This is a genomic window from Aeromicrobium sp. UBA7512, assembly GCF_002476985.1.
GTDB classification, from domain to species: Bacteria; Actinomycetota; Actinomycetes; order Propionibacteriales; family Nocardioidaceae; genus Aeromicrobium; species Aeromicrobium phoceense.
Genome location: NZ_DLNK01000007.1, coordinates 951329 through 976354, shown reverse-complemented (window position 1 = coordinate 976354; position 25026 = coordinate 951329). Strand labels below are relative to the sequence as shown.

Genomic DNA, 25026 nt, shown 5'->3' with positions numbered 1-25026 from the left:
CCGCGCCGTCACGCGTCGATCGAGGCCGACGCCGCGAGGTGCGTGTCGATGAAGGCGTGCGCCCGGCGAGCCAGGTCGTCACCGTCGGTCCACAGCGACCGCCAGACGGCGAGGTCGTTGGACAGGGTCGGGCTGACGACCGCCGAGGAGAAGCTCTCGAACGTGATCGGCCCGGTGAAGCCCACCCGCGACAGCGCGTGGAAGAACGCCGGGAAGTCGATCGATCCGGACCCCAGGTAACCGCGGTGGTTCTCGCCGATGTGCACGTAGCCGAGGCGGTCGGCGACGTCGAGCACGGGCGTCACGAAGTCCGACTCCTCGATGTTCATGTGGTACGTGTCGAGGTGGATGAAGACGTTGTCCTCGCCGATGTCGTCGGCCAGCCGCAGCGCGTCCCGCGCCGTGTTGATCACGTTGGTCTCGTAGCGGTTGCAGATCTCCAGGCCCAGGCGCACGCCGCGCCCGGCGGCCTCCTGCGCGAGGGAGCGCAGCACCGAGACGACGTTCGCCCGGCCGGCGTCGGACAGCGGGCGGCCGTACTTGCCGAGGGCGCTGTAGAGGGCACCGGTGAGGATGGAGCCGCCCAGTCCGGCCACGACGTCGAGCGACTCGTGCAGGATCTTCTCGCCTCGGGCGACCACGTCGGGGTCGTCGCTGGAGACGTCGGCGTCGAACGCCAGGCCGCGCGAGCAGGCGACGGCAAGGCCGGCCTCCTCGACGGCACGGCGGGTGTCCTCGACGTCGAGCACGTCCATCTCGTGCAGGGACAGCTCGAGCAGGTCGTACCCCGCCGCCTTCGTCCGCTGCACGGCCTCGGCGATCTCGTCGGGGCGCGTGCCGCCGACCCAGACGAGGGCGTGCACGCCGATGGGGTTGCGCTGGTTCACGGTGGTGGTCTCCTGGTGGTCGGTGGTGGTCATTGCGAGATCGCCCCCGTGATGAGGCCGACGATCTCCTCGCCGGTGGTCTCGGCGGTCCGGCGTCCGGCGACGCAGCGCCCGGCGCGCATCACCCAGACCTGGTCCGACAGCCGCACGACCTGGTCGAAGTTGTGGCTGATGAGCAGGACCGCGTGGCCCTCGTCGCGCAGTCGCAGGATGAGCTCCTCGACGCGCGCCGTCTCCTGGACGCCCAGGGCCGCCGTGGGCTCGTCCATGATGACGAGCTTCGAGCTGAACCCGGCGGCGCGGCAGATCGCCACGGCCTGCCGCTGGCCGCCCGACAGCCGGCGCACCGTGGAGGTCACGGCGGGCACGTTCACGGCCAGCTTCGACACCATCTCCTGGGCACCGGCACGCATTGTGCGCTTCTTCAGGTAGGTGAACGGCCCGAAGCCGCCCGTGACCTCGCGGTTGAGGTACAGGTTCTGCCACACCGTGAGGTCCTCGACCAGCGCGAGGTTCTGGTGCACGGTCTCGATCCCAGCGTTGCGGGCCTGATCGGGCGCGTGGAACGCGACGACCTCGCCGTCGAACCGGATGGTCCCCTCGTCCGCGGTGTGCACGCCCGCGATGCAGCGGACGAGCGTCGACTTGCCCGCGCCGTTGTCGCCGACGAGCGCCGTGATCTCTCCGGCCCGGACCTGGACCGACACGTCGGCCAGCGCGCGGACGGAGCCGAAGGACAGGGAGACGCCCTCGGCCTCCAGCAGGACGTCGCCCTTGGGCCGGACCTGCTGCTCGGTGCTGGTGGTCGTCATTTCTCGAACCTCGTCAGGAAGGCCGCGCCGACGACGACGATGCCGACGGCGAGCGGTTGGTAGAACTGGGACACGCCGAGCAGCGTGAGCCCGTTGGCCAGGGCGGTGAGCAGCAGCGCGCCGAACACCGGCCCCTTGATCGAGCCCTTGCCGCCGAAGAGGCTGACCCCGCCCAGGACGACCGCCGCGACGGAGTTCAGCAGGAAGGTCGTGTTCGCAGCGGGCTCGGCCGAGCCGACCCGCGCCACGAGCAGGATCGCGGCGAGCCCGGCCAGGACGCCGGCGATCAGGTAGACGGCCATCTTGACCCGCGCGGTGCGGACGCCCGTGGCCTGCGCCGCGTCGACCGAACCGCCGGTCGCCAGCACGTGCGTGCCGAACGGCGTGGAGAACAGCACCAGGTGGGCGAGGACGGCGACGCCGATCGCGATGAGAAAGGTGTAGGGAATCATCCCGAAGCCGCCGGCGGAGAGCTTGAACAGCGGCGCGCTGATGACGGTGATCGGGCGGCCGTCGGACAGGATGAGCGCCAGTCCGGAGGCGGCCGAGAGGGCGCCCAGCGTGACGATGAAGTCGGTGATGCCGCCCTTGGCGATGAGGAAGCCGTTCACCAGGCCGACGGCGGCGCCGGCCAGCACCGCGACGAGGCACGACAGGAACAGGCCCTTGCCGCTCGTCATCGCCATCCCGAACGCGACGGCGGCGAGGGTCATGGTCGAGGCGATCGACAGGTCGATGCCCGCCGTGAGGATGACGAAGGACTGACCGACGGCCAGGATCGTCAGGATCGCCGAGGCCAGCAGCATCGCCTTGATGTTGCCCGAGCTGAGGAATCGGGAGTCGAGGGCGGTGAAGATCGCCACGAGGACGACGAGTCCGAGGACGGACGCCCATTCGACCCAGAACGAGGGTTGGCGCAGCCGCTCGACGGCGGCCGTGCCGCGCGATGCCGGGGGTGCCGTGGTGGTGGTCATGTGTGGTCTCCGGATTCTCGACGGACGGTGCGGGCGGGAGGCGGACTCCCGCCCGCACCGGTCACGTCAGCGGCCGAGCAGGTCCGCGAAGGGGTTGTCGTACTCGTTCGGGGGCTCCGGGAACGCGTCCTGGGCCTCCTTGGCGTTGTCCGGCGTGATGAGGGCGATCGGGGTGTCGACCTTCTCCGGAAGCGTCTCGCCGAGGGCTGCGGCCTCGCAGGCCTGGAGGCCCATCTTGCCCACGACGAAGGGGTACTGGGCCACGGCGGCGTCGATGTCACCGGAGGCGACCCCGTCGATGCCGTCGACCGAGACGACGAGGGTCTTGCCCTTCTTGTCGGCGGCGGCCACGGCACGCGCCACGCCCATCGCCATGTCGTCGTTGGCCACGAAGAACGCAGCGAGGTCGGGGTTGGCCTGCAGGATCGTCTCGGCCTGCGTCTGGGCCTCCTGGCGGTCCCAGTTCGCGGCGACCTCCTGGACGACCTCGAAGTTGTCGGCCAGACCCTCCTTGAAGCCGTCGATCCGCTGGGCGCTGGTCACGTCGCCCGCGATGCCGCCGACCGTGGCGACGTCGCCGCCGTCGGAGTCGAGCGTGGCCAGCTGGTCGGCGACCATCTTGCCGGCCGCGACGTTGTCGGTGCCGATGTAGGTGGCGATCTCGGCGCTGGCGGCTTCGGCGGCCTTGGCCTCGACCGGGTTGTCGATGTTGACGATCGGCGTGCCCTTGGCGGCGATCTGGGCGATGCCCTGGATCAGGTTCGTGCCGCTGATCGGGTTGACCAGGTAGCAGTCGAACTCCTGGTTCGCCAGGTTCGTGAGCTTGTCGGCCTGGCCGGCGGTGTCGGTGATCGAGGCGGCGGCCTGGATCTCGATGTCGGCGCCCGACTCCTTCTGCTCGGCGTTGATGCCGTCCTCCATGTGCTGGAAGAACGGGTTGTCCAAGCCCTTGATGACGATGCCGATGTTGGTGTCGCCGGCGTCCTTGCTGTCACCGGAGTCGCTGCCGGAGTCGTCGGACGAGCCGCACGCCGCCAGCAGCAGTCCCGCGCTCACGGCGACGACGCCGAGCGAGACCCGCATCCTCTTCCTCGTCTGGAAGATGCTCATGTTGCTTCCTCTCACCATCGCGCGCCGGCTGACGCGGCTTTTGATCTTGAGTGTTGTAAATACAACACTTTCTGTCGTGTAATGTACGACACACAGTGGAAGACGCGCAAGCAACAGCTGAAATCAGCGCCCGACCAGCCGCGAGAACGCCAGAATGGGGAGTCATGGCCACCTTCGACGAGGGAATCAGCGAGACGCTCTCCCTCCTGCGACGCAAGGGCGGCATGACGCGCGCGGAGATCGTGGCCGAGACGGGGCTGTCCCGCAGTGCCGTCAACCTGCGGATCGATGCGCTCCTGCAGGCACGACTCGTCTCGGGCTCGGCCCGCGAGACGGTGATGAAGGGCCGGCCCGCCGAGGTCTTCTCCTTCAACAGCGAGCGCGGCAAGCTGCTGGCGGCCGACGTCGGCGCGACGAAGTTCCGCGCGGGCCTGTGCAACCTCGGTGGCGACGTCGAGTCCGAGATCGAGCTGCCGTCCGACGTCACGGCCGGACCCGAGGTCCTGCTGACCTCGATCCTGAAGTGCTTCGAGACGTTTCTGGCCGACACCGGGACCAGCGCCGACGAGATCCTCGGGATCGGCCTGAGCCTGCCCGCGCCAGTCAAGCGCGGCTCCGGCATGTCGGTGAATCCGCCGATCATGCCGCTGTGGAACCGCTTCGACGTCCCGGCCTGGTTCGGCGAGCGATTCGCCTCCCCCGTGTTCCTCGAGAAGGACGCGAACGCCATGGCCTACGGCGAGGCCCGGTTCTCCCACCCGGAGGCCGACGACCTCCTCCTGGTCAAGATCGGCACCGGCATCGGCAGTGGCGTGATCCGCGAGGGCCGGCTGTACCGAGGCGCCGACGGTGCGGCCGGGGACCTCGGCCACATCCCCATGTCGCTGCCGGGCGACGACGAGGGACCGCTGTGCAAGTGCGGCAACCACGGCTGCCTCGAGGCGCGGGCCGGCGGCTGGGCGATCCTGCGCGACCTGCGGGAGTCGGGCGCCGACGTGAGCTCGCAGGACGACCTGATCGCAGCCCTGGCCGCGGGCGACCCGGCGGCCGTCCAGCTGGCTCGCCGGGCGGGTCAGGCGATCGGCACCGCCGTCGCCACGGCGGTCAACCTCCTCAATCCCCGGGTGGTCGTGCTGGCCGGGCATCTCGTGGCGGCGGGCGGCGACCACCTGCTGCCGGCGATCCGCGAGCGCGTCTACAGCCGCTCCCTCCCCCTCGCGACGGCGGACCTGACCATCGTGGCCAGCAGCCTGCATCCACGCGAGGGACTCGTCGGACTCGCGCACCTGGTCAGCGACGGGATCCTCGAGCCCGCGCAGATCGGGCGCCTGGTCGAACGCGAGCCCACCGACTGACGTACTACGGTGTCCGCCAGGGATCACGCGGTGTGACGAGAGGTGGAGCAGTGTCCGGTTTCGGCGAGGCGCTCGCACTGTTCCGCCGGCACGGACCCCTGACCCGGGCGCAGGTGGTGGAGCTCTCCGGCCTCTCGCGCGCCACCGCCACCCACCGTCTCGACGGTCTGGTCCGCGCCGGGCTCATCCGCCCGCGGGCCGACGACCGCAGCACCGGCGGGCGTCCTGCCGGGGTCTTCGACCTCGCTGCGGCCCGTGGCAGCCTCCTCGTGGCCGACATCGGCAGCAGCCACGCGCGCTACGGCCTCGCCGACCTCAGCGGACGCGTCCTGGAGGCGCTGGACGAGGACATCGCGATCGACGACGGGCCCGACGTGGTGCTCGGAGGTGTCGCCCGCGCCTTCGACCGCCTCGTCACCGGCAGCACACCCCCGGTGCTGGGCGCCGCCATCGGCGTGCCCGGCCCTGTCGACCAGCGCACGGGCCGTCTCGTCAGCCCGCCCACGATGAGCGGCTGGGACGGCGTCGACGTTGCCGACCGCATGGCCGCCCACGTCGGCGCACCGACCGTGGTCGACAAGGACGCCAACCTCGTCGCGCTGGGCGTCCACCGAGCCCTGCGCGCCGACGCCGTCCCCGGCGCCGACGACCTGCTCGTGGTGAAGGTCGGCATGGGCATCGGCGCCGGCATCATCTCGCGCGGTCTCGTGCTGCACGGCGCCCGTGGCGGCGCCGGCGACCTCGGGCACATCCCCCACGACGACGGTCCGCGCTGCCGCTGCGGTCAGCAGGGCTGCGCCGAGGCGTCGGCGGGCGCGTGGGCCATCGCCGCGCGGCTGCGCGAGCTCGGCCACCCCGTCCGCACGTCGGCCGACGTCGTCGCGCTGGCGGAGAACGGCGACCGCGACGCCACCGCGGCCCTGCGTGCCGCGGGCCGGCGGATCGGCGACGTCGTCGTCGAGGCCGTCGGGGTGCTGAACCCCGCGATGGTCGTGGTGGGCGGCGACCTGGCCGAGGCCGGCGACCTGCTCGTCGACGGGGTCCGCGAGCGGGTCTTCGAGCGCTCGCACCCGCTCGCCACCACCGACCTGACCGTCGTCGCGTCCCCGCTGGGCGCCGACGCCGGCCTGCTCGGCGCTGCCCAGATGGCCGCCGACGCGGCGCTCGCCCCCGCGAGGGTAGACACCCTCGTCGGTGCGTGAGGCCCGTCGCCACCGGGGCTTTTGCGCAGCGTTAGACAAAAGGGGTCCTGGACGCCTACGGTTGACCCGTGGCGAACACCGACATCTCCCCCACCGGCTGGCGCGATCCCCTCGACCTCGAGGCGGTGCGCCACGCGCGCATCCTCCCTCTCGACGTCGTCCAGGCGAAGGGCAACGGGCACGCCGGCACCGCCGTCAGCCTGACGCCCGCGCTGTACGTCCTGTTCCAGGAGTACCTGCGCCACGACCCGGCGCGACCCGACTGGGAGGGCCGCGACCGGTTCGTCCTCTCGGCCGGTCACACGAGCCTCTCGCTGTACCTGCAGCACTACCTGAGCGGCTACGGCCTCGAGCTCGACGACCTCAAGAAGGCGCGGGCGCTCGGCAGCCTCACCCCGGGCCACCCGGAGTGGGGTCACACCCCCGGCGTCGAGACCACCACCGGCCCGCTCGGCCAAGGTGTCGGCAACGCCGTCGGCCTGGCGATGTCGGCGCGCCGCGTGCACGCCCTGCTGGAGCCGGACGTCGAGCCCGATGCCGGCCTGTTCCGGTACCGCACCTGGTGCGTCGCCGGTGACGGCTGTCTCTCCGAGGGCGTCTCGCAGGAGGCCTCCTCGCTCGCCGGCACGCTCGGCCTCGACGGACTGATCCTCGTCTGGGACGACAACCGGATCTCCATCGAGGGCGACACCGCGATCGCCTTCACCGAGGACGTCGTGGGGCGCTACCGCTCCTACGGCTGGGCCGTGGTCGAGATCGAGGACGCCGAGGACCCCGCCGCGATCCGCGCCGGCTACGACGCCGCCCTCGCCGTGACCGACCGTCCGGTCTTCATCCGCCTGCGCACCCGCATCGGCCACCCGATGCCCACCGTCGGCGGCACCGCCGGCGCCCACTCGGGTGCCCCCGGCGAGGACGAGGTCGCGGCCACGAAGGTCGCCCTCGGACTCGACCCCGAGCAGTTCTTCGCGATGCCGCAGGAGGCGCTCGACCACGCCCGCCGTGTGCGCGAGCGCGGCGCCGCGGATCGTGAGGAGTGGCAGGGCCGCTTCGACGCGTGGCGTACCGCCCACCCCGAGCAGGCCGCCCTGCACGACCGGATGCGCGACCGCGACGTCACGCCCGCCGCCCGTGAGGGACTCGCCGCCCTGCGCGCCCAGCCGCAGAAGGCCGCCACCCGCATCGCCAGCGGCGCGGTCCTCAACGAGATCTCCGCCGAGCTGCCGTGGCTCTGGGGCGGCTCCGCTGACCTCGCCGAGACCAACAACGTCGCCATCAAGGACGCCCGCAGCTTCACGCCCCCCGGCTACGCGGGCGACGAGTGGCCCGGCGGCCCCGACGGCACGCTCGTCCACTTCGGCATCCGCGAGCACGCGATGGGCGCGGTGCTCAACGGCATCGCCCTCGCCGGGTACTCGCACCCGTTCGGCGCGACGTTCTTCGTCTTCTCCGACTACATGAAGCCTTCCGTGCGCCTCGCCGCCCTGATGGGCCTGCCCGTCACCTACGTCTGGACGCACGACTCGGTCGGCGTCGGCGAGGACGGCCCGACGCACCAGCCGGTGGAGCACCTGTGGGCGCACCGCGCGATCCCCGGCCTCGACGTGGTCCGCCCCGCCGACTGGGTCGAGACCGTCGACGCGTGGTCGCGCGCCCTGGGCAGCGACCGCCCCACCGCGCTGGTGCTGAGCCGCCAGGGCGTCCCGGTCGTCGGCGACGCCGTTCCCGCCGGCGAGGGCGCCGTGCGCGGCGCCTACGTACTGGCCGACGCCACCACCACGCCCGACGCGATCATCGTCGCCACGGGCTCGGAGGTCGGCCTGGCCCTGCAGGCCCGCGACACCCTCGCGAGCGAGGGCATCGGCGTCCGCGTCGTCTCGGCCCCGTGCCTCGAGTGGTTCGAGGAGCAGGACCTCGCCTACCGCGAGTCCGTCCTGCCCCGGGCCGTCACGGCGCGCGTCAGCGTCGAGGCCGGCACCGGCACCGGCTGGCACCGCTACGTCGGCACGAACGGTGAGATAGTGAGTGTCGAGGAGTTCGGTGCGAGCGGAGCCGGTGATCTCGTGCTCGCCGAGCGCGGCATCACCGCCGAGGCCGTCGTGGCTGCGGTGCACCGCAGCATCGCCTCGGTCCGCTCGGACGAGAAGGAGAGGAACGCCCGATGACGAAGACCCTGACCGCGGGACTGGACCGCCTGCCCGGAGTCGACCAGGTCGGCCTTGAGGCGCGTGCCGCGCAGCTGGCCACCCGCTCGATCAAGACGACGTCCAAGCAGTGGGCGATCGACCTCGCGATCTCGATGGTCGACCTCACCACGCTCGAGGGCGCCGACAGCCCCGGCAAGGTGCGGGCGCTGGCCACCAAGGCCCTGCGCCCCGACCCCACAGATCCGTCGTGCCCCGCCGCAGCCGCCGTGTGCGTCTACCCCGACATGGTGCCGTTCGTCCGTGAGGTCGTGGGCGACCGCCTGCACGTCGCGGCCGTCGCCACCGCGTTCCCCTCGGGCCGCGCTCCGCTGGAGGTCAAGCTGGCCGACACCGCCGCCGCCGTGGCCGCGGGCGCCGACGAGATCGACATGGTCATCGACCGTGGCGCCTTCCTCTCGGGCGACCTCGCGAAGGTCCACGAGCAGATCGTGGCCGTCAAGGAGGCCGCCGGCAGCGCCCACCTCAAGGTGATCCTCGAGACCGGCGAGCTGCAGACGTACGACAACATCCGCCGTGCCTCGTGGCTGGCGATGGACGCCGGCGCCGACTTCATCAAGACCAGCACCGGCAAGGTCCAGCCCGCCGCGACGCTGCCCACCACGCTGCTCATGCTCGAGGCCGTCCGCGACTACCGGATCGCCACCGGCCGCCAGGTGGGCGTCAAGCCCGCGGGTGGCATCCGCACCTCCAAGGACGCGATCAAGTACCTGGTCGTCGTCAACGAGGTCGCCGGCGAGGACTGGCTCGACCCGGACTGGTTCCGCTTCGGGGCGTCGTCGCTGCTCAACGACCTGCTCATGCAACGCCAGAAGATGCTCACCGGCCGCTACTCCGGCCCCGACTACGTGACCCTGGACTGATCCGACATGCCCAAGTTCGAATACGCACCCGCGCCGGAGTCGCGCTCCATCGTCGACCTCGCCGCCAGCTACGGCCTGTTCATCGACGGTGAGTTCACCGACGGCGGCGGCACCGCGTTCAAGACTGTCAACCCCGCCACCGAGGAGGTCCTCGCCGAAGTCGCCGAGGCCGACGAGGCCGACGTCGACCGCGCCGTCCGTGCCGCGCGCCGGGCCCACGACCGCGTGTGGGGCCCGATGCCCGGCCGCGAGCGCGCCAAGTACCTGTTCCGCATCGCGCGGATCCTGGCCGAGCGCAGCCGTGAGTTCGCGGTCCTGGAGACGCTCGACAACGGCAAGCCGATCAAGGAGTCGCGCGACGTCGACGTGCCCTTGGTCTCGCAGTGGTTCTTCTACAACGCCGGCTGGGCCGACAAGCTCGACCACGCCGGCCTCGGCCCGAACCCCCGCTCCCTCGGCGTGGCCGCCCAGGTCATCCCGTGGAACTTCCCGCTGCTCATGCTCGCGTGGAAGGTCGCGCCCGCGCTGGCCGCCGGCAACACGGTGGTGCTGAAGCCCGCCGAGACCACGCCGCTCTCGGCGCTGCTGTTCGCCGACGTGTGCCGCCAGGCCGAACTGCCCCCGGGCGTCGTCAACATCGTCACCGGCGCCGGCGAGACCGGTCGCCTGCTGGTCGCGCACCCCGACGTGAACAAGGTGGCCTTCACCGGCTCCACGCCCGTCGGTCGCGAGATCGCCCGCACGGTGGCCGGCACCGACAAGCGCCTCACCCTCGAGCTCGGCGGCAAGGCCGCCAACATCGTGTTCGAGGACGCGCCGATGGACCAGGCCATCGAGGGCATCGTCCGCGGCATCTTCTTCAACCAGGGTCACGTGTGCTGCGCCGGCTCGCGCCTGCTCGTGCAGGAGAGCGTCGCCGAGGAGGTCCTCGACCGGCTCAAGGCCCGCATGGCCACGCTGCGTCTGGGCGATCCGCTCGACAAGAACACCGACGTGGGCGCGATCAACTCCGCCGAGCAGCTGGGCCGCATCCGCGACCTGGCAGCCACCGGCGACGACGAGGGCGCCGCCCGCTGGAGCGCTCCGTGCGAGCTGCCCGAGCGCGGGTTCTGGTACGCGCCGACCATCTTTACCGGCGTCACGCAGGCCCACCGGATCGCGCGCGAGGAGATCTTCGGGCCCGTCCTGTCGGTGCTGACCTTCCGCACGCCCGCCGAGGCGGTCGAGAAGGCCAACAACACGCCCTACGGCCTGTCCGCCGGTGTGTGGACCGAGAAGGGCTCGCGGATCCTCGCGATGGCCGACCAGCTGCGCGCCGGCGTGGTGTGGGCCAACACGTTCAACCAGTTCGATCCCGCCTCTCCGTTCGGCGGGTACAAGGAGTCCGGCTACGGCCGCGAGGGTGGCCGCCACGGGCTGGCCTCCTACCTGGAGGGTGCACGATGACCGATCGCCTGGATGTCCGGAAGACCTACAAGCTGTTCATCGGCGGGGCGTTCCCCCGTTCGGAGTCCGGCCGCACCTACGAGGTGAGCTCGTCGCGCGGCAAGTTCCTGGCGAACGCCTCGAAGGCCTCGCGCAAGGACGCCCGCGACGCGGTGGGCGCCGCCCGCAAGGCGTTCGGCGGCTGGTCGAAGCGCACGCCGTACAACCGCGGCCAGATCCTCTACCGCGTGGCCGAGGTGCTGGAGGGCCGCCGCGACCAGCTGGTCGCCGAGGTCCGTGCCGCGGAGGGCGTGAACGAGCGTCGCGCCACCGCGATCGTGGATGCCGCCGTGGACACGTGGGTCTGGTACGCCGGCTGGGCCGACAAGGTCTCGCAGGTCACCGGCAACGCCAACCAGGTCAACGGCCCGTTCTTCAACCTGACGTCGCCCGAGCCCACGGGCGTCGTGGCGATCGCGGCGCCGCAGGACTCCTCGCTGCTCGGTCTCGTCGAGGTGCTCGCCCCCGTGCTGCTCTCGGGCAACACCTCCGTCGTCGTCTCGTCGTACGAGCGTCCCCTGCCGGCGATCACGCTGTCGGAGATCCTGTCGACCTCCGACGTGCCCGGTGGCGTGGTGAACATCCTTACGGGTGACATCGCCGAGATCGGGCCGTGGATCGCCTCCCACCTCGACGTCAACGCCCTCGACCTGACGGGCGTCGTCGACCCCGACGTGGCGCGCGACCTCGAGGCCGAGGCCGCGGTGAACCTCAAGCGCGTCCTGCGTCCGGGCACGCCGACGGCCCAGTCGCTCGCGCGGATCACCCCGTTCCTGGAGCACAAGACGGTCTGGCACCCGATCGGCGTCTGACCCCGTCTCGATACGCTCGAGCCCATGCCGCACGTCGTGATCCTGGCCGGCCCGTCCGGTGCGGGGAAGTCCCACCTGTCCGAGCGACTCGGGTGGACGGTGCTGCGGCTCGACGACTTCTACCACCCGGTGGACCACCCGCGCCTGCCCCTGAGCACGCTCGGGATCCCCGACTGGGACGACGTGCGGTCGTGGGACCTCGACGCGGCGATGGCGGCCATCGAGGAGCTGTGCCGTGAGGGCCGCACGCAGGTGCCGGTCTACGACATCTCGGTCAGCCGAGCGGTGGGCATGCGCGAGGTGGTGCTCACGGGCGACCGCTTCATCGCCGAGGGCCTGTTCGCCACCGACATGGTGGCGCCGTGCCGCGAGGCCGGCGTGCTCGACGCGGCGATCTGCCTCACGCGGCCGCGCCCGGTGGTCTTCGCGCTCCGTCTCGTGCGCGACCTGCGCGAGTCGCGCAAGCCACCGATGACGCTGGTGCGCCGCGGCTGGCGGCTGATGAAGGACCAGCCCCGCATCATCGCCGCGGCCGTGGCCGCCGGCTGCACGCCCATGCACCCGCGCAGGGCCTACCGCTACCTCACCGCCCGCTGAAGGGCTCCCTGATCTCGATACGACGTCTCGCTGCGCTCGCCGTCACTCGATCACCGGGTGCCGACCACCGGTGATCGAGATCCGTCCGGGTGCCGACCATCGGTGATCGAGTAGCACGCGAGCGCAGCGAGCGGCGTATCGAGATCAGCCCGCCGGTGCCGACCGCCGGTGATCGAGTAGCACGCGAGCGCAGCGAGCGGCGTATCGAGATCAGCCTGCAGGCGACTCAGTTCCCCAGCGCCGCATAGCCGGGCTTGATGACGTCGTTGATCAGCACGAGGCGCTCGTCGAACGGGAGGAAGGCACTCTTCATCGCGTTGACGGTGAACCAGCGCAGGTCGCCGAGGCTGTAGCCGAAGGCGTCGGTCAGCAGGTTCATCTCGCGGCCGATCGACGTGCCGCTCATCAGTCGGTTGTCGCTGTTGATCGTGACCCGGAAGCCCAGCTCGGCCAGCGGGCCGATGGGGTGGTCGGCGATCGACTCCATCCCCGCGACCGCACCCGTCTGCAGGTTCGACGAGGGGCACATCTCCAGCGGGATGCGGCGGTCGCGGATGTACGCCGCCAGCCGTCCCAGCGAGGGCGTACCGGAGAAGTCGATGTCGTCGACGATCCGCACGCCGTGCCCCAGCCGGTCGGCGCCGCAGCGCTGCACGGCCTGCCAGATCGAGGGCAGCCCGAAGGCCTCCCCCGCGTGGATCGTGAAGTGCATGTTCTCGCGGCGCAGGTACTCGAACGCCTCGAGGTGCAGGATCGGCGGGAAGCCGTCCTCGGCACCGGCGATGTCGAAGCCGAGCACGCCACGGTCGCGGTAGTCGACGGTGACCTTGGCGATCTCCATGCCGCGCGAGGCGTGCCGCATCGCGGTGAGCAGCTGGCCCACCACCATCGCGCGCCCACCGGACTGGACCTGCGCGACGCCCTCGTCGATACCGGCCTGCACCGCCTCGACGGCCTCCTCGATGGAGAGCCCGGCGTTCTGGTGCTGCTCGGGGGCCCATCGCAGCTCGGCATAGACGACGCCGTCGGCCGCGAGGTCGAGGACGGCCTCGCGCGCGACGCGGGCCAGGTCCTCGGGGCGCTGCATGACGCCGACCGTGTGCTGGAAGGTCTCGAGGTAGCGCACGAGCGAGCCCGACGACGACGCCTCCTCGAACCAGGCCCCGAGGTCCTCCGGCGCGGCCGGCAGGTCATGGCCGATCTCGAGAGCGATCTCGGCGACGGTCTCGGGACGCACTCCCCCGTCGAGGTGCTCGTGGAGCGCGACCTTGGGGGCGGCGGCGATCTGCTCCGGCGTGGCCCTCACGTCAGGCGTCCATCAGCAGCGTGACGGTCTCGGCGATGCACGCCGGCTTCTCGCTGCCCTCGATCTCGACGGTGTGCTGCAGGGTCACCTGCTGGCCCTTCTCAATGTCGCGCACCTCCAGCACCTCGACCCGGTTGCGGACCTTCGAGCCCACGAGGACCGGCGCCATGAAGCGCACGCGGTTGAGTCCGTAGTTGACGCGGGCGCGGTCGCCGGCGAAGGCGTAGACCTGCGCGCCCAGGAACGGCAGCAGCGAGAGGGTGAGGTAGCCGTGCGCGACGGTCGCACCGAACGGCCCCTCGGCCGCACGCTCGGGATCGACGTGGATCCACTGCCGGTCGCCCGTCGCGTCGGCGAACATGTCGATGCGGTCCTGGTGGATCTCGGTCCACGAGCTGACTCCCAGCTCCGTCCCGGAGGACGCGGCGATCTCGGCTCTGTCATTCAGGATGCGCATGCTTCCGAACCTATCGTGTCCAACTGGGACACCTCCTGACCCACACCTCAGGTGGGATCGTCGTGAAGCGCCCTCAGCCGCCGATGCGGTCGAGGACGATGGGGGACGGCTGGGGAGCGGTCTCGCCGATCGCCCAGGCGCCTTCCAGCGCCTCGTGGGCCCGGCCGAATCGCTCGGGGGTGTCGGTGTGCAGGGTCAGCAGCGGCTGGCCGGCGCGCACCGTGTCGCCGGGCTTGGCGTGGAGCTCCACGCCCGCGCCGGCCTGGACGGACTCGCCCGGCCGGGAGCGGCCGGCGCCCAGACGCCACGCCGCCACGCCCACCGCGTACGCGTCGAGCGAGGTGAGGACGCCGTCGGACGTGGCCGTGACCACCTCGGTCTCGCGGGCGGTCGGCAGCTCGGCGTCGGGATCGCCGTCCTGCGCCCGGATCATGGCCTTCCAGGCGTCCATCGCGCGGCCGTCGGCCAGCGCGTCGGCCGGGTCGACGTCGTGGACGCCCGCGGCCTGGAGCATCTCGCGGGCGAGGGCGACCGTGAGCTCGACGACGTCGGCGGGGCCGCCGCCGGCGAGGACCTCCACCGACTCGCGCACCTCGAGGGCGTTGCCCGCCGTGAGGCCCAGCGGGACCGACATGTCGGTCAGCAGCGCCACCGTGTTCACGCCGGCGTCGGTCCCGAGCTGGACCATGACCTCAGCCAACTCCCGCCCCTGATCTTGGCTTTTCATGAAGGCGCCCGAGCCGACCTTGACGTCCAGCACGAGCGCGCCCGTGCCCTCGGCGATCTTCTTGCTCATGATCGAGCTGGCGATCAGCGGGATCGCCTCCACCGTGCCCGTGATGTCGCGCAGGGCGTAGAGCTTCTTGTCGGCCGGTGCCAGCCCCGAGCCTGCGGCGCAGATGACCGCACCGAGGTCCTCGAGCTGGGTCATCATCTCGTCGTTCGAGAGCGCCGCCCGCCAGCCCGGGATGGACTCGAGCTTGTCGAGGGTGCCGCCGGTGTGGCCCAGGCCGCGACCCGAGAGCTGGGGCACGGCCACGCCGCACGCCGCCACGAGCGGGGCCAGCGGCAGGGTGATCTTGTCGCCCACGCCGCCGGTGCTGTGCTTGTCGGCCGTGGGGCGCGACAGCGACGAGAAGTCCATCCGCTCGCCCGTGGCGATCATCGCGGCGGTCCAGCGCGCGATCTCACGACGGTTCATGCCGTTCAGCAGGATCGCCATCGCGAGCGCCGACATCTGCTCGGACGCCACGACGCCGCGCGTGTAGGCGTCGACGACCCAGTCGATCTGGTCGTCCGTCAGCTCGTGACCGTCCCGCTTCGCGACGATGACCTCGGTGGGGGCGAACGGCTCGGTCATGCAGACACCTCGATGCTCTCGTAGCCGCGCAGGACCCACGTGGGGCGGCGCGGGGACTCGCCCACGAGGGCGAGGTCGGGGAAACGGTCGAGCAGCGCCCGCAGGGTGATGCTCAGCTCGAGGCGCGCCAGCGGGGCGCCGAGGCAGAAGTGGATGCCCAGCCCGAACCCGACGTGCGGGTTCGGGTCGCGGCCCACGTCGAACGTGTCGGCGTCGACGAAGACCTCGGCGTCGCGGTTGGCCGAGCCCATGAGGCAGGCGACCTTCTGGCCCGCCGTGACGAGCTGCCCGGCGACCTCGACGTCCTTCGTGGCGGTGCGCTCGAACAGCTGCAGCGGAGCGTCGAACCGGATGAGCTCCTCGAGGGCGATCTCGATCGGCACCTCGCCGCTCGTGACGCGCGCGAGCTGGTCGCGGTGGGTCAGCAGCGCATGCAGGCCGTTGCCGAACGTGTTGACGCTGGCCTCGTGGCCGGCGTTGAGCAGCAGCACCACCGTGGCGACGAGCTCGTCGTCGGAGAAGCCCTTGCCGGCGTCGGTCTCGGCGATGAGGTCGCTCACGAGGTCCTCCCCCGGCGCCGCACGGCGCATCGCGATGACCTCGCGCACGTAGTCGGAGAAGGCGGTGCTCGCCTCGATGGCCTCGGCCTTGGTGGCGTCGTCGATGTCCTTCTCGTACATGTGCACGATCGCCTGGCTCCAGCGGCGCAGGTCCTCGTGGTCCTCGCGCGGCACGCCCAGCAGGTCGCAGATGACGTAGACGGGCATCGGCTCGGCGTAGTCGGCGAGCACGTCGAACTGCTCGGGCAGCGCTGCGATCATCTCGGCGGCGAGCGACTCGATGCGCGGGCGCATCCGCTCGACGTGGCCGCGCCCGAAGGCACCGGTGAGCAGGCGCCGCATCCGCGTGTGGGCGGGCGGCTCGTTCTCCATCAGCTGGTTGCGGTGGAGCGCGTTGAACGGCTCCATCTCCTCGACCGGCTCCCAGTCGTGCCACAGCCGGCCGAACGCGCGGTTCTTCAGCACGGCGCCCACGGTGGCGTGATCGGTGGCCAGCCACGTCGACCACGGCTCGTGCCACACGAGCGGTCCGCGCCGCCGCAGGTCGGCCAGGGCCGGGTAGGGATCGCGCAGGAAGTCGGCGTCGGTGGGGTCGAAGGTGGTCAGCGTGCTCATGTGTCGTTCAGGTCCGTCACGTCGAAGGCGTCGGGAAGCACCTCGGTCATGGGCTTCACGCCCGAGGTGGTCAACAGCTGGCACTCGGGGCCGCCGTTCTCCCACAGCAATTGTCGGCACCGGCCGCACGGCATGACCGGGCGCCCCTGGCCGTCGACGCAGACGACCGCACGCAGCTTGCCGCCTCCGGTGGAGTGCAGCGCCGAGACCATGCCGCACTCCGCGCACAGCGCGACACCGTAGGCCGCGTTCTCGACGTTGCAGCCCAGCACGACGCGGCCGTCGTCGACGAGGCCGGCCGCGCCGACCTTGTACTTCGAGTACGGCGCGTAGGCGCGGTTCATGACCTCGACCGCGTAATTGGTGAGAGCGTCCCAGTCGACAGGAGCCTCGGGCGGGGTGAAGCCGAAGCCGGTCATCCGACACTGCCCTTCCGGTAGATCTTGCCGTCGGCCGCCGGCATCCTCAGGTTCTGGCTGAAGACGGCGAGGACGAGCAGCGTGGTGACGTACGGCGTCATGGTGGCGAGCTCGTTGGGGATCTCGTCACTGGCAAAGAAGATGCCGGCCACGATGACGCCCAGGATGGCGGCGATCAGCGCGGAGCGGCGGCCGTGCTGGCGCCACTGCCAGATCGCCAGCATCACCAGGAACACGGCCACGAGCAGCAGCAGCGCGTGGACGGTCTCGCCGCCACCGCGCAGGCGCAGCGTGTCGGTGTAGCCGAACAGCGTGGCGCCGGCGAACAGGCCGCCGGGGCGCCAGTTGCCGAAGATCATGGCCGCCAGGCCGATGTAGCCGCGGCCTCCGGTCTGGCCGTCGCGGAAGGCGTTGGCCGCGACGAGCGCCAGGAAGCCGCCCGCGAGTCCGGCCAGGCCGCCGGAGGCGATCACGGCGATGAACTTGTAGCGGTAGACGTTCACGCCGAGCGACTCGGCGGCCCCGGGTGACTCGCCGACCGAGCGCAGGCGCAGGCCGAACGCGGTGCGCCACAGCACCCACCACGTGAGCACGAAGAGGCCGATCGCGATGAGCGTCAGGGAGGACATGTTGGTGACGAACGCTCGCAGCACGGCAGCGAACTCGGAGACGAAGAACCAGTTCTCCTGCTCGATCTCGCCCAGCGGTTCGGAGAGGCCGGAGATCGTGATGCTCGGCAGCCGGTCGATCGGCGGGGACTGGGTCTGGCCGCCGCCGGGGACGCCGGAGAAGGCCATTCCCGCGAGGTACTGGACCGCGCCCGCGGCGATGATGTTGATCGAGACGCCCGAGACGATGTGGTCGACGCCGAAGTAGACGGTGGCCACCGCGTGCAGCAGGCCGCCGGCGGCGCCCAGCAGGATGGCGCCGACGACGCCCTGCCACGGACCGTAGAAGTAGCCGAAGTAGCCTGCACCGAAGGTGCCGAGGATCATCATGCCCTCGAGGCCGATGTTGACCACGCCCGCGCGCTCCGACCACAGGCCGCCGAGACCGGCCAGGCCGATCGGGACGGCGGCGATCAGGGTGGCGCGGATCGTGCCCGAGGAGCTGAGGTCGTCGACGCCGGTGATGATCCGCAGCAGCGACATGATCACCAGGACGCCGGCGATGCCGATCAGCAGCCAGGGCCAGGTCAGACGGTTCCGCCCCTGGGGCGTGCCGTGGACGTTGGTCACGGGATCGGTCGCGACACTCATGCCGACGCTCCTTCCTGCTGGAACTGCGGGTCCAGGGCGGCCGCCACCTGACGCTGCTCGAGGCGGACGCCGTAGCGACGGACGACCTCGTAGGCGATGACCACGGTCAGCACGATGACGCCCTGGGTGACCTTGACGATGTCGGGTGAGACGTCGAGCAGGATCTGCAGCGGGTTCGACTGCTGGTCGAGGAACGCGAACAGCAGCGCGCCGATGGCGATGCCGACCGGGTGGTTGCGGCCCAGCAGCGCGATCGCGATGCCGGCGAAGCCCAGGCCCGACTGGAACGTGGAGCCGTAGGCGTAGTCCTGGCCGAACAGCAGCGGCATGCCGACCAGGCCCGCGATGGCGCCCGAGAGCAGCATCGTCACCAGGATCATCTTCTTGACGTTGATGCCGGAGGCGACCGCGGCGCTCTCGGACTGGCCGGCCGCACGCAGGTCGAAGCCGAAGCGGGTGCGGTTGATCAGCACCCAGTAGACGATGCCGACGATGACTGCCACGACGATGAAGCCGTAGACCTCGCCGCCGAGGAACGGGATGCCGGGGATCCGGCTGCTCTCGGGCAGCGGCTTCGTGGAGATGATGTTGCTGCCCTCCTCGCGCACGGCGACCTTGCGCAGCAGGTAGGCGACCACGGCCGTGGCGATGGCGTTCAGCATGATCGTCGAGATGACCTCGGAGACGCCGCGAGTGACGCGCAGCAGGCCCGCGATGCCGGCCCACATGGCACCCACGAACATGCCCGCGACGATCGCCAGCGCGATGTTGAGGAAGCCCGGCAGCCACGCCTCGCCGGCGACCCACGCGGCCGCGAAGGACGCGATGCGGTACTGGCCGTCGACGCCGATGTTGAACAGGTTCATCCGGAAGCCGATGGCCACCGCGACCGCCGACAGGTAGTACACCGTGGCGGAGTTCAGGATGTTCACCATCGTGCGGTTGTTGGGCCAGCTGAGGATCTGGCTCCAGACCCCGAGCCAGTCGTCACCGGCCAGGATCAGCACCAGGCTCGTGATGAGGAAGGCGGTGACCAGCGCCAGGATCGGCGCGGCCAGCGCGAGCCCGACCTTCGTCAGTCGCGACTCTGTCCTCATGCGGACTCCTCATCCTCGTCGGTGGCACCGGTCATGGCCGAGCCGAGTTGCTGGGGGGTGACGTCGCTGGGATCGAACGTGCCGACGATGCGACCGCGCAGCAGCACCGCGATCGTGTCGGACAGGCCGATCAGCTCGTCGAGGTCGGCCGAGATCAGCAGCACCGCCAGGCCGTTGCGGCGGGCGCGCTTGATGTGGTCCCAGATCGCGGCCTGCGCGCCGACGTCGACGCCGCGGGTGGGGTGCGCCGCGATCAGCAGGCTCGGCTCGCTGCTCATCTCGCGGCCGACGATCAGCTTCTGCTGGTTGCCGCCGGAGAGTGCGCGGGCGAGGGTGTCGATGCCGGGCGTGCGCACGTCGTACTCCTCGACGATGCGGTCGGTGTCCTTGCGGGCGCCGCGCCGGTCGATGAAGGGGCCGGAGATGTTCGGCTCGCGCGTCTGGTGGCCGAGCACGCGGTTCTCCCACAGGGGGGCGTCCAGCAGCAGGCCCTGGCGGTGGCGATCCTCCGGGATGTACCCGATGCCGGCCTCGCGACGTCGCCGGGTGGACCAGTCGGCGATGTCGGCGTCGTCGAGCTCGACGTGCCCGCTCGTCTCCTGGCGCATGCCCATGATGGCCTCGACGAGCTCGGCCTGGCCGTTGCCCTCGACGCCGGCGATGCCCAGGATCTCGCCGCGGTGGATCTTGAAGGAGATGCCGTCCAGCAGGGGACGGCCGCCGCGCGGGTCGGGCAGGCCGAGGTCGACGACCTCGAGCACCTCGACGTCGGTGACGGTGGAGAGCTCCGTGCTCGGGCTGGGCAGCTCGGAGCCGACCATCAGCTCGGCCAGCTGGCGCGCGGTGACGCTGGCGGCGGGGACGGAGTCGACGGTGGTGCCACGGCGGATCACGGTGACCGTGTCGGCGACCGACAGCACCTCGTCGAGCTTGTGGGAGATGAAGATGACGGCCAGGCCCTCGGACTTGAGCTCGCGCAGGTTGTCGAACAGCTCGTCGACCTCCTGGGGCACCAGGACCGCGGTGGGCTCGTCGAGGATGATGATCCGCGCACCGCGGTAGAGCACCTTGAGGATCTCGATGCGCTGACGGGCACCCACGCCGAGGTCGTCGACGAGGTCGTCGGGATGGATACCGAGGCCGTAGGTGTCGGAGAGCTCACGGATCGCCTGCCGCGCGCGGTCGCCGATGCCGTGCAGCTTCTCGGCGCCGAGGACGACGTTCTCGAGCACGGTGAGGTTGTCCGCGAGCATGAAGTGCTGGAACACCATGCCGACGCCGTGCCCGATCGCGTCGGACGGCGACGAGAACGACACCGCGTTCCCGTCGAGCTCGATGGTGCCCGAGTCGGGCTTCTGCACGCCGTACAGGATCTTCATCAGCGTGGACTTGCCCGCGCCGTTCTCGCCCACGATCGCGTGGATCGTGCCACGACGGACGTCGATGTCGATGTCGTGGTTGGCGATGACGCCGGGGAAGGTCTTGCCGATGCCCCGCAGCCGGACGACGACGTCGGACGAGGTGCTGGCGTCGGTGCCGGATTCGGACGGTGTGATGCTCACGGTGTCACCTTTCGGTGGTTCAGCGGGCCCAAAGATGCGGCCCGGCCCCACGCTATCGCGCAGGGCCGGGCCTCAGGCCTCAGTACGTCGAGAAGGTTCTCACTGAGGAAGCAAGCTCACTTCGAGGGCACCGTGATGGTGCCGTCGATGATCTGCTGCTTGTACTCGTCCAGCTTCTCCTTGATGTCATCGACGTGACCGCCGGTCGTGGAGTAGCCGACGCCGTCGACCTTGAGGTCGTAGACCTGCGGACCGGTCTTGATGTCGCCCGCCTCGACGCCCTTGAGGAAGTCGTACACGGCGACGTCGATGTTCTTGGTCATCGAGGTCAGGATGCTGTCGCGCACCGACTCGTCGGCCGTCTTGGCCTGGTCGGAGTCGACGCCGATGGCCCACTTCTCGGCGTCGGTGGCCGCCTGGAAGACGCCACCGCCCGAGCCGCCGGCCGCGTGGTAGACCACGTCGGCTTCCTTCTCGAACATGCCGGTGGCGGCCGTGTTGCCCTTGGCCGGGTCACCGAAGCCGCTGAAGTCCGGCGGGGTGGACAGGTAGACCGACTGGACCTTGACGTCCGGGTTGGCGGCCTTGGCGCCGGCCTTGTAGCCAGCCTCGAACTTGTGGATCAGCTCGGTGTCGACACCACCGACGAAGCCGATCGTGCCGGTTTCGGACTTGAGCGCGGCAGCGGCGCCGACCAGGAACGAGCCCTGCTCCTCGGCGAACAGCAGGTTCGTGACGTTGTCGGCTTCGACCGCGTCGTCGACGATCGCGAAGTTCACGTCGGGGTTCGCCGCGGAGATCTTGGCGACGGAGGCGGAGTAGGCGAAGCCCACGGCCACGACCGGGTTGTAGCCGGCGTCGACGAGCTGCTGGAGGCGCTCCTCGCGAGCCGACTCGGGCTCGCCGTCCTGGGCCTCGGCGTCCTTGACCTCGAAGCCGAGCTCGCACGCGGCCTTGTCGAGGCCCTTGGCGGCGGAGTCGTTGAAGGACTGGTCGCCACGACCGCCCACGTCGAAGGCCATGCCGACCTTGACGTCACCCTTCTCGACGCAGTCCTCGCCGGAGGCGCTCTCCTCGTCGCTGCTCTTCTTCGAACAACCGGCTCCGGCAAAGACCAGAGCGGTCACGGCGGCCGCTGCGGTCAGCTTGTTCACTCGACGCACTTTTCCTCCTCGGGGTTGCGCCCGGAACGAGGGCGCACGCGATGTCAGCACGACATTAGGCGCAGAATGGCCTGCCACGGACCGAGTCGGCCGCCCACGCGGCAACTGTCACCGAACCGTAATCAAAAGGGGTCCTAGGATCAGGACATGCCCTTCTCCGGACCCATCGTCGTCGGCCACGACGGCTCTTCCTTCGCCGATCACGCCCTGCGCTGGGCCCTCACCCTGGCCGAGCGCGCCCACATGCCCGTCACCATCGTCCGCGCCTGGACGATGCGGACGGCGCCCAAGCCGAAGACCCACGAGTTCGGCTACGTCCCCCCGGCCTCGGACTACGCCGACGCGGTGCGCGAACGCCTCGAGGACGGCACCCGCGACATCCTCGCCGAGCACCCCGGCGTCGAGGTGACGCTGCAGGTCGAGCGCGGCCAGCCCGCCACCGTCGTGGTCGAGGCCGCCCACGGCGCCTCGCTGCTCGTGGTCGGCCCGCGCGGCCTCGGCGGCTTCAAGGGGCTCATGCTGGGCTCGGTGAGCGAGCACGCCGTCGGCAGCGCCCCGTGCCCCGTCGTGGTGGTGCGCGGCGACGACGACCCGGCGCAGTCCGAGCCGGAGGCCTGACTCAGCCCTCGCGCGGGTCCCAGTCGACCCAGACGATCGACCACTCCTGGGCAGGGCTCGCCTCGAGCGACCATGCCTCCACGTCCGTGTCCAGCACGTACCGAAGACCCGTGACGACGCGGTTGCAGGGGATCTGAGCCGGGCGCTCGCCCGACGCCAGGGAGGTCACCCGCAGGGTGCCCCCGCCGTCGCACACGGCGCGGAAGGCGTGGTGGCCGTCGGTCGCGAACTCCGCGTCCATCGACCCGCCCCGGCCCGAGGCCTCGGCCAGCACGGTCCCGGGCTCCAGTGAGATCTCCCCGATCAGCTCCTCCAGGGGCGTCTCGCGGTCGATCGTCTCCTCGAGGGAGACCGGCGGTGACAGCTCGGTCTCGTCGTCCGCCTTCTCGTCGTCGCAGGCTCCGAGGCCCACCATCAGCAGCAGGACGGGCCCGAGCCGAGCCAGCCGCCGTCTCCCGTGGACTTGCATGCGCGGACGCTAGCAGTCCCCCGCGGCGTCGATGACGGTGGCGCTCAGGCGATCGCGGCGTTGGCGAGCACGAGCGAGCCCACCGCGATGGCGCGCTCGTCGACGCGCAGGTTGCCCTGGTGGAGGTCGTACGTGGCGCCACCCGGGGTGCGGGTGCCGAGGCGGGCCATCGTGCCCGGCAGCGTCTCGACGTACCAGGCGAAGTCCTCGCCGCCGAGGCTCTGCGAGGTGCTGGCCACGCCCTCGGGACCGAGGGCGCTGGCGACCGCCTGGCGCAGGCGCTCGGTGACGGCGAAGTCGTTCACGACGGGCGGCACGCCCCGCGTGTAGGTGAGGTCGACGCCGACGCCGAACGGCTCGACGATGTCGGCGATGATCCCCCGCACGAGGTGCTCGGCGTCGTGCCAGGCAGCCGCGTCGAGCATCCGCAGCGTGCCCTTCAGCTCACCCACCGCGGGAATGACGTTGGCCGCGTTGCCCGCGCTGACCTGGCCCCAGACGAGGCTGGCGCCGGCACGCGGGTCGAAGCGGCGCGAGAGCACGGCGGGCAGCTGGGTGATGAGGCTGCCGAGGGCGAACGTGAGGTCCTCGGTGAGGTGCGGGCGCGAGGTGTGACCGCCGCGGCCGTTCAGGACGACGTGGATCTGGTCGGAGGCGCCGGTGATGGCACCCTCGCGGATGCCCACGCGACCGACGTCGAGCGAGGGGTCGCAGTGCAGCGCGAAGATGCGGCTGACGCCGGCGAGCACGCCGTCGGACAGCAGGCGCAGGGCGCCGCCGGGCATGACCTCCTCGGCCGGCTGGAAGATGAGCCGCACGCGGTACGGCAGGCCGACCTCGCGATCGGCGGCGGCCAGCGCGGTGGCCGCACCGATGAGCGCCGAGATGTGCACGTCGTGACCGCAGGCATGGGCGACGCCGGGGTTCTTCGAGCGCCAGGGGTCCTGCGTGGTGTCGAGGATGGGCAGCGCGTCGAGGTCGGCACGCAGGGCCACGATGGGGCCGCCGGAGGGGCCGAGGTCGACCGAGAGTCCGGTGCCGTCGAAGCGCTGGGGGCTCAGCCCGAGCTTGTCCATCCAGGCGTACACGAGATCGGTGGTGCGCTCCTCCTGCCACGACAGCTCGGGGAAGGCGTGGAGGTCACGCCTCAGCTCGATGAGGTCGGGGGTCACCGTCTCCACGGCGCGCGCAATCGTTTCTCGAAGATTCATGACCTGTCCACTCTACGCCGGTCGTCCCGCGCAGGGCGGTCATCTCAGATCGGGGACGGCGCGTCACCGAGCGGGGTTTCCTTCACCCCTGGCGCGCGCGGTAGGCGGCCTGGGCCTCCCGGTTGCCGCAGGTCGTGCTGCAGAACTTGCGCGAGCGGTTGCGCGAGAAGTCCACGACGACGTCCTCGCAGTCGGACGCCGCGCACGTGCCGAGGCGGTCCATCTCGTCGGCGCGGATCACGTCGATCATCGCCATCGCGGTCTCGACCAGGACGCGCTCGTGCACCGGGCGGTCCTCGTCGATGGCGTGCACGTGCCAGTCGAGGTGCCCGTGGCGGACCAGCTGCGGCACGGCCTGCTGCTCGACGAGGATCGCGTTGACCAGCTGCACGGCGCCGCCGCGGTCGGCGGTGAGCAGCTCACGCAGGCGCGGCCGCACGTCACGCAGGGCTTCGAGGTCGGCCCGCGTCCGCGGGCGCGAGCCGGTGTAGCCCCACCGGTCGAAGAACTCGGTCAGGTCGGACAGCGCCTCGAGCCTGTCGGGGTCGCCGGCCGAGTTCGCCAGCTCGGCGGCCGCGCCGAGCGCATCGCTCACGTCAGGAGTGAAGACCATGTTGACACCTTATGCC

At 71.0% G+C, this 25026-nt stretch carries 24 protein-coding genes; 8 read left to right on the top strand and 16 right to left on the bottom strand.

All coding sequences use genetic code 11. The features are described from left to right. Positions 1 to 8: 8 nt before the first annotated feature. The 4 genes from B2363_RS15590 to B2363_RS15575 all read right to left on the bottom strand — a co-directional run bounded on the left by B2363_RS15590 (position 9) and on the right by B2363_RS15575 (position 3783). Positions 9 to 920, bottom strand: a complete 912-nt coding sequence (locus tag B2363_RS15590) for a sugar phosphate isomerase/epimerase family protein (RefSeq protein WP_286931328.1) — start codon at positions 918 to 920, stop codon at positions 9 to 11. Continuing rightward, positions 917 to 1699, bottom strand: a complete 783-nt coding sequence (locus tag B2363_RS15585; RefSeq protein ID WP_181752717.1) for an ATP-binding cassette domain-containing protein — start codon at positions 1697 to 1699, stop codon at positions 917 to 919. The genes B2363_RS15590 and B2363_RS15585 overlap by 4 nt, the downstream gene beginning before the upstream one ends. Beyond that, entirely contained in the window at positions 1696 to 2673 is a 978-nt protein-coding gene (locus tag B2363_RS15580) for an ABC transporter permease (RefSeq protein WP_181752719.1), read from the bottom strand. The genes B2363_RS15585 and B2363_RS15580 overlap by 4 nt, the downstream gene beginning before the upstream one ends. Positions 2674 to 2739: 66 nt before the next feature. After that, entirely contained in the window at positions 2740 to 3783 is a 1044-nt protein-coding gene (locus B2363_RS15575) for a substrate-binding domain-containing protein (protein WP_286931324.1), read from the bottom strand. 164 nt (positions 3784 to 3947) lie between these two features. Between B2363_RS15575 and B2363_RS15570 the strand changes: the two genes are divergently transcribed. The 7 genes from B2363_RS15570 to B2363_RS15540 all read left to right on the top strand — a co-directional run bounded on the left by B2363_RS15570 (position 3948) and on the right by B2363_RS15540 (position 12301). Further along, positions 3948 to 5138: an ROK family transcriptional regulator gene (locus B2363_RS15570; RefSeq protein ID WP_181752722.1), complete on the top strand. Its 1191-nt coding sequence runs from the start codon at positions 3948 to 3950 to the stop codon at positions 5136 to 5138. 50 nt (positions 5139 to 5188) lie between these two features. After that, complete coding sequence (locus B2363_RS15565; RefSeq protein ID WP_286931321.1) at positions 5189 to 6340, top strand: ROK family transcriptional regulator; 1152 nt, start codon at positions 5189 to 5191, stop codon at positions 6338 to 6340. 68 nt (positions 6341 to 6408) lie between these two features. Continuing rightward, entirely contained in the window at positions 6409 to 8505 is a 2097-nt protein-coding gene (gene tkt / locus B2363_RS15560; RefSeq protein WP_286931319.1) for a transketolase, read from the top strand. Then, entirely contained in the window at positions 8502 to 9407 is a 906-nt protein-coding gene (deoC, locus tag B2363_RS15555; protein WP_286931317.1) for a deoxyribose-phosphate aldolase, read from the top strand. The genes tkt and deoC overlap by 4 nt, the downstream gene beginning before the upstream one ends. Positions 9408 to 9413: 6 nt before the next feature. Continuing rightward, positions 9414 to 10853, top strand: a complete 1440-nt coding sequence (locus B2363_RS15550; RefSeq protein WP_181752731.1) for an aldehyde dehydrogenase family protein — start codon at positions 9414 to 9416, stop codon at positions 10851 to 10853. Then, positions 10850 to 11704, top strand: coding sequence for an aldehyde dehydrogenase family protein (locus tag B2363_RS15545; protein WP_286931315.1), 855 nt, complete (start codon positions 10850 to 10852; stop codon positions 11702 to 11704). The genes B2363_RS15550 and B2363_RS15545 overlap by 4 nt, the downstream gene beginning before the upstream one ends. Positions 11705 to 11728: 24 nt before the next feature. Further along, a complete protein-coding gene (locus B2363_RS15540; RefSeq protein WP_286931313.1) occupies positions 11729 to 12301 on the top strand; it encodes an ATP-binding protein in 573 nt (190 codons plus the stop codon). 226 nt (positions 12302 to 12527) lie between these two features. Here B2363_RS15540 and B2363_RS15535 read toward each other — a convergent pair whose 3' ends face one another. From B2363_RS15535 to B2363_RS15495, 9 genes are all read right to left on the bottom strand, one after another. Continuing rightward, the gene (locus B2363_RS15535; protein WP_286931311.1) at positions 12528 to 13607 is read right to left on the bottom strand and encodes an adenosine deaminase; all 1080 of its coding nucleotides are present in this window, start codon (positions 13605 to 13607) and stop codon (positions 12528 to 12530) included. A gap of 1 nt (position 13608) precedes the next feature. Next, on the bottom strand, positions 13609 to 14064 hold the full coding sequence (locus B2363_RS15530) for a MaoC family dehydratase (protein ID WP_078700098.1): 456 nt from the start codon (positions 14062 to 14064) through the stop codon (positions 13609 to 13611). Positions 14065 to 14137: 73 nt separating this feature from the next. Beyond that, a complete protein-coding gene (locus B2363_RS15525; RefSeq protein ID WP_286931308.1) occupies positions 14138 to 15424 on the bottom strand; it encodes a thymidine phosphorylase in 1287 nt (428 codons plus the stop codon). Further along, positions 15421 to 16599 (bottom strand): cytochrome P450, encoded by a 1179-nt coding sequence (locus B2363_RS15520; RefSeq protein WP_286931305.1) that lies wholly within the window; start codon positions 16597 to 16599, stop codon positions 15421 to 15423. Before B2363_RS15520 ends, B2363_RS15525 begins: the two co-directional genes overlap by 4 nt. After that, positions 16596 to 17018 (bottom strand): cytidine deaminase, encoded by a 423-nt coding sequence (locus B2363_RS15515; RefSeq protein ID WP_286931303.1) that lies wholly within the window; start codon positions 17016 to 17018, stop codon positions 16596 to 16598. The genes B2363_RS15520 and B2363_RS15515 overlap by 4 nt, the downstream gene beginning before the upstream one ends. Further along, on the bottom strand, positions 17015 to 18277 hold the full coding sequence (locus B2363_RS15510) for an ABC transporter permease (RefSeq protein WP_286931300.1): 1263 nt from the start codon (positions 18275 to 18277) through the stop codon (positions 17015 to 17017). Before B2363_RS15510 ends, B2363_RS15515 begins: the two co-directional genes overlap by 4 nt. After that, positions 18274 to 19374 (bottom strand): ABC transporter permease, encoded by a 1101-nt coding sequence (locus B2363_RS15505; RefSeq protein ID WP_286931298.1) that lies wholly within the window; start codon positions 19372 to 19374, stop codon positions 18274 to 18276. Before B2363_RS15505 ends, B2363_RS15510 begins: the two co-directional genes overlap by 4 nt. Further along, positions 19371 to 20936: an ABC transporter ATP-binding protein gene (locus B2363_RS15500; RefSeq protein ID WP_286931296.1), complete on the bottom strand. Its 1566-nt coding sequence runs from the start codon at positions 20934 to 20936 to the stop codon at positions 19371 to 19373. The genes B2363_RS15505 and B2363_RS15500 overlap by 4 nt, the downstream gene beginning before the upstream one ends. 116 nt (positions 20937 to 21052) lie before the next feature. Beyond that, a complete protein-coding gene (locus B2363_RS15495; RefSeq protein ID WP_286931294.1) occupies positions 21053 to 22099 on the bottom strand; it encodes a BMP family lipoprotein in 1047 nt (348 codons plus the stop codon). A gap of 147 nt (positions 22100 to 22246) precedes the next feature. On the opposite strand from B2363_RS15495, the gene B2363_RS15490 reads away from it, so the two are divergent. Further along, complete coding sequence (locus B2363_RS15490) at positions 22247 to 22717, top strand: universal stress protein (RefSeq protein ID WP_181752751.1); 471 nt, start codon at positions 22247 to 22249, stop codon at positions 22715 to 22717. Between the two features lies 1 nt (position 22718). Here the strand turns inward: B2363_RS15490 and B2363_RS15485 are convergent, their stop codons facing one another. The 3 genes from B2363_RS15485 to B2363_RS15475 all read right to left on the bottom strand — a co-directional run bounded on the left by B2363_RS15485 (position 22719) and on the right by B2363_RS15475 (position 25010). Then, positions 22719 to 23186 (bottom strand): hypothetical protein, encoded by a 468-nt coding sequence (locus B2363_RS15485; RefSeq protein WP_286931291.1) that lies wholly within the window; start codon positions 23184 to 23186, stop codon positions 22719 to 22721. 44 nt (positions 23187 to 23230) lie between these two features. Beyond that, the gene (locus B2363_RS15480) at positions 23231 to 24397 is read right to left on the bottom strand and encodes an amidohydrolase (RefSeq protein WP_286931289.1); all 1167 of its coding nucleotides are present in this window, start codon (positions 24395 to 24397) and stop codon (positions 23231 to 23233) included. An 82-nt stretch (positions 24398 to 24479) separates the two neighbouring features. Next, on the bottom strand, positions 24480 to 25010 hold the full coding sequence (locus B2363_RS15475) for a CGNR zinc finger domain-containing protein (RefSeq protein ID WP_286931287.1): 531 nt from the start codon (positions 25008 to 25010) through the stop codon (positions 24480 to 24482). Positions 25011 to 25026 lie beyond the last annotated feature (16 nt).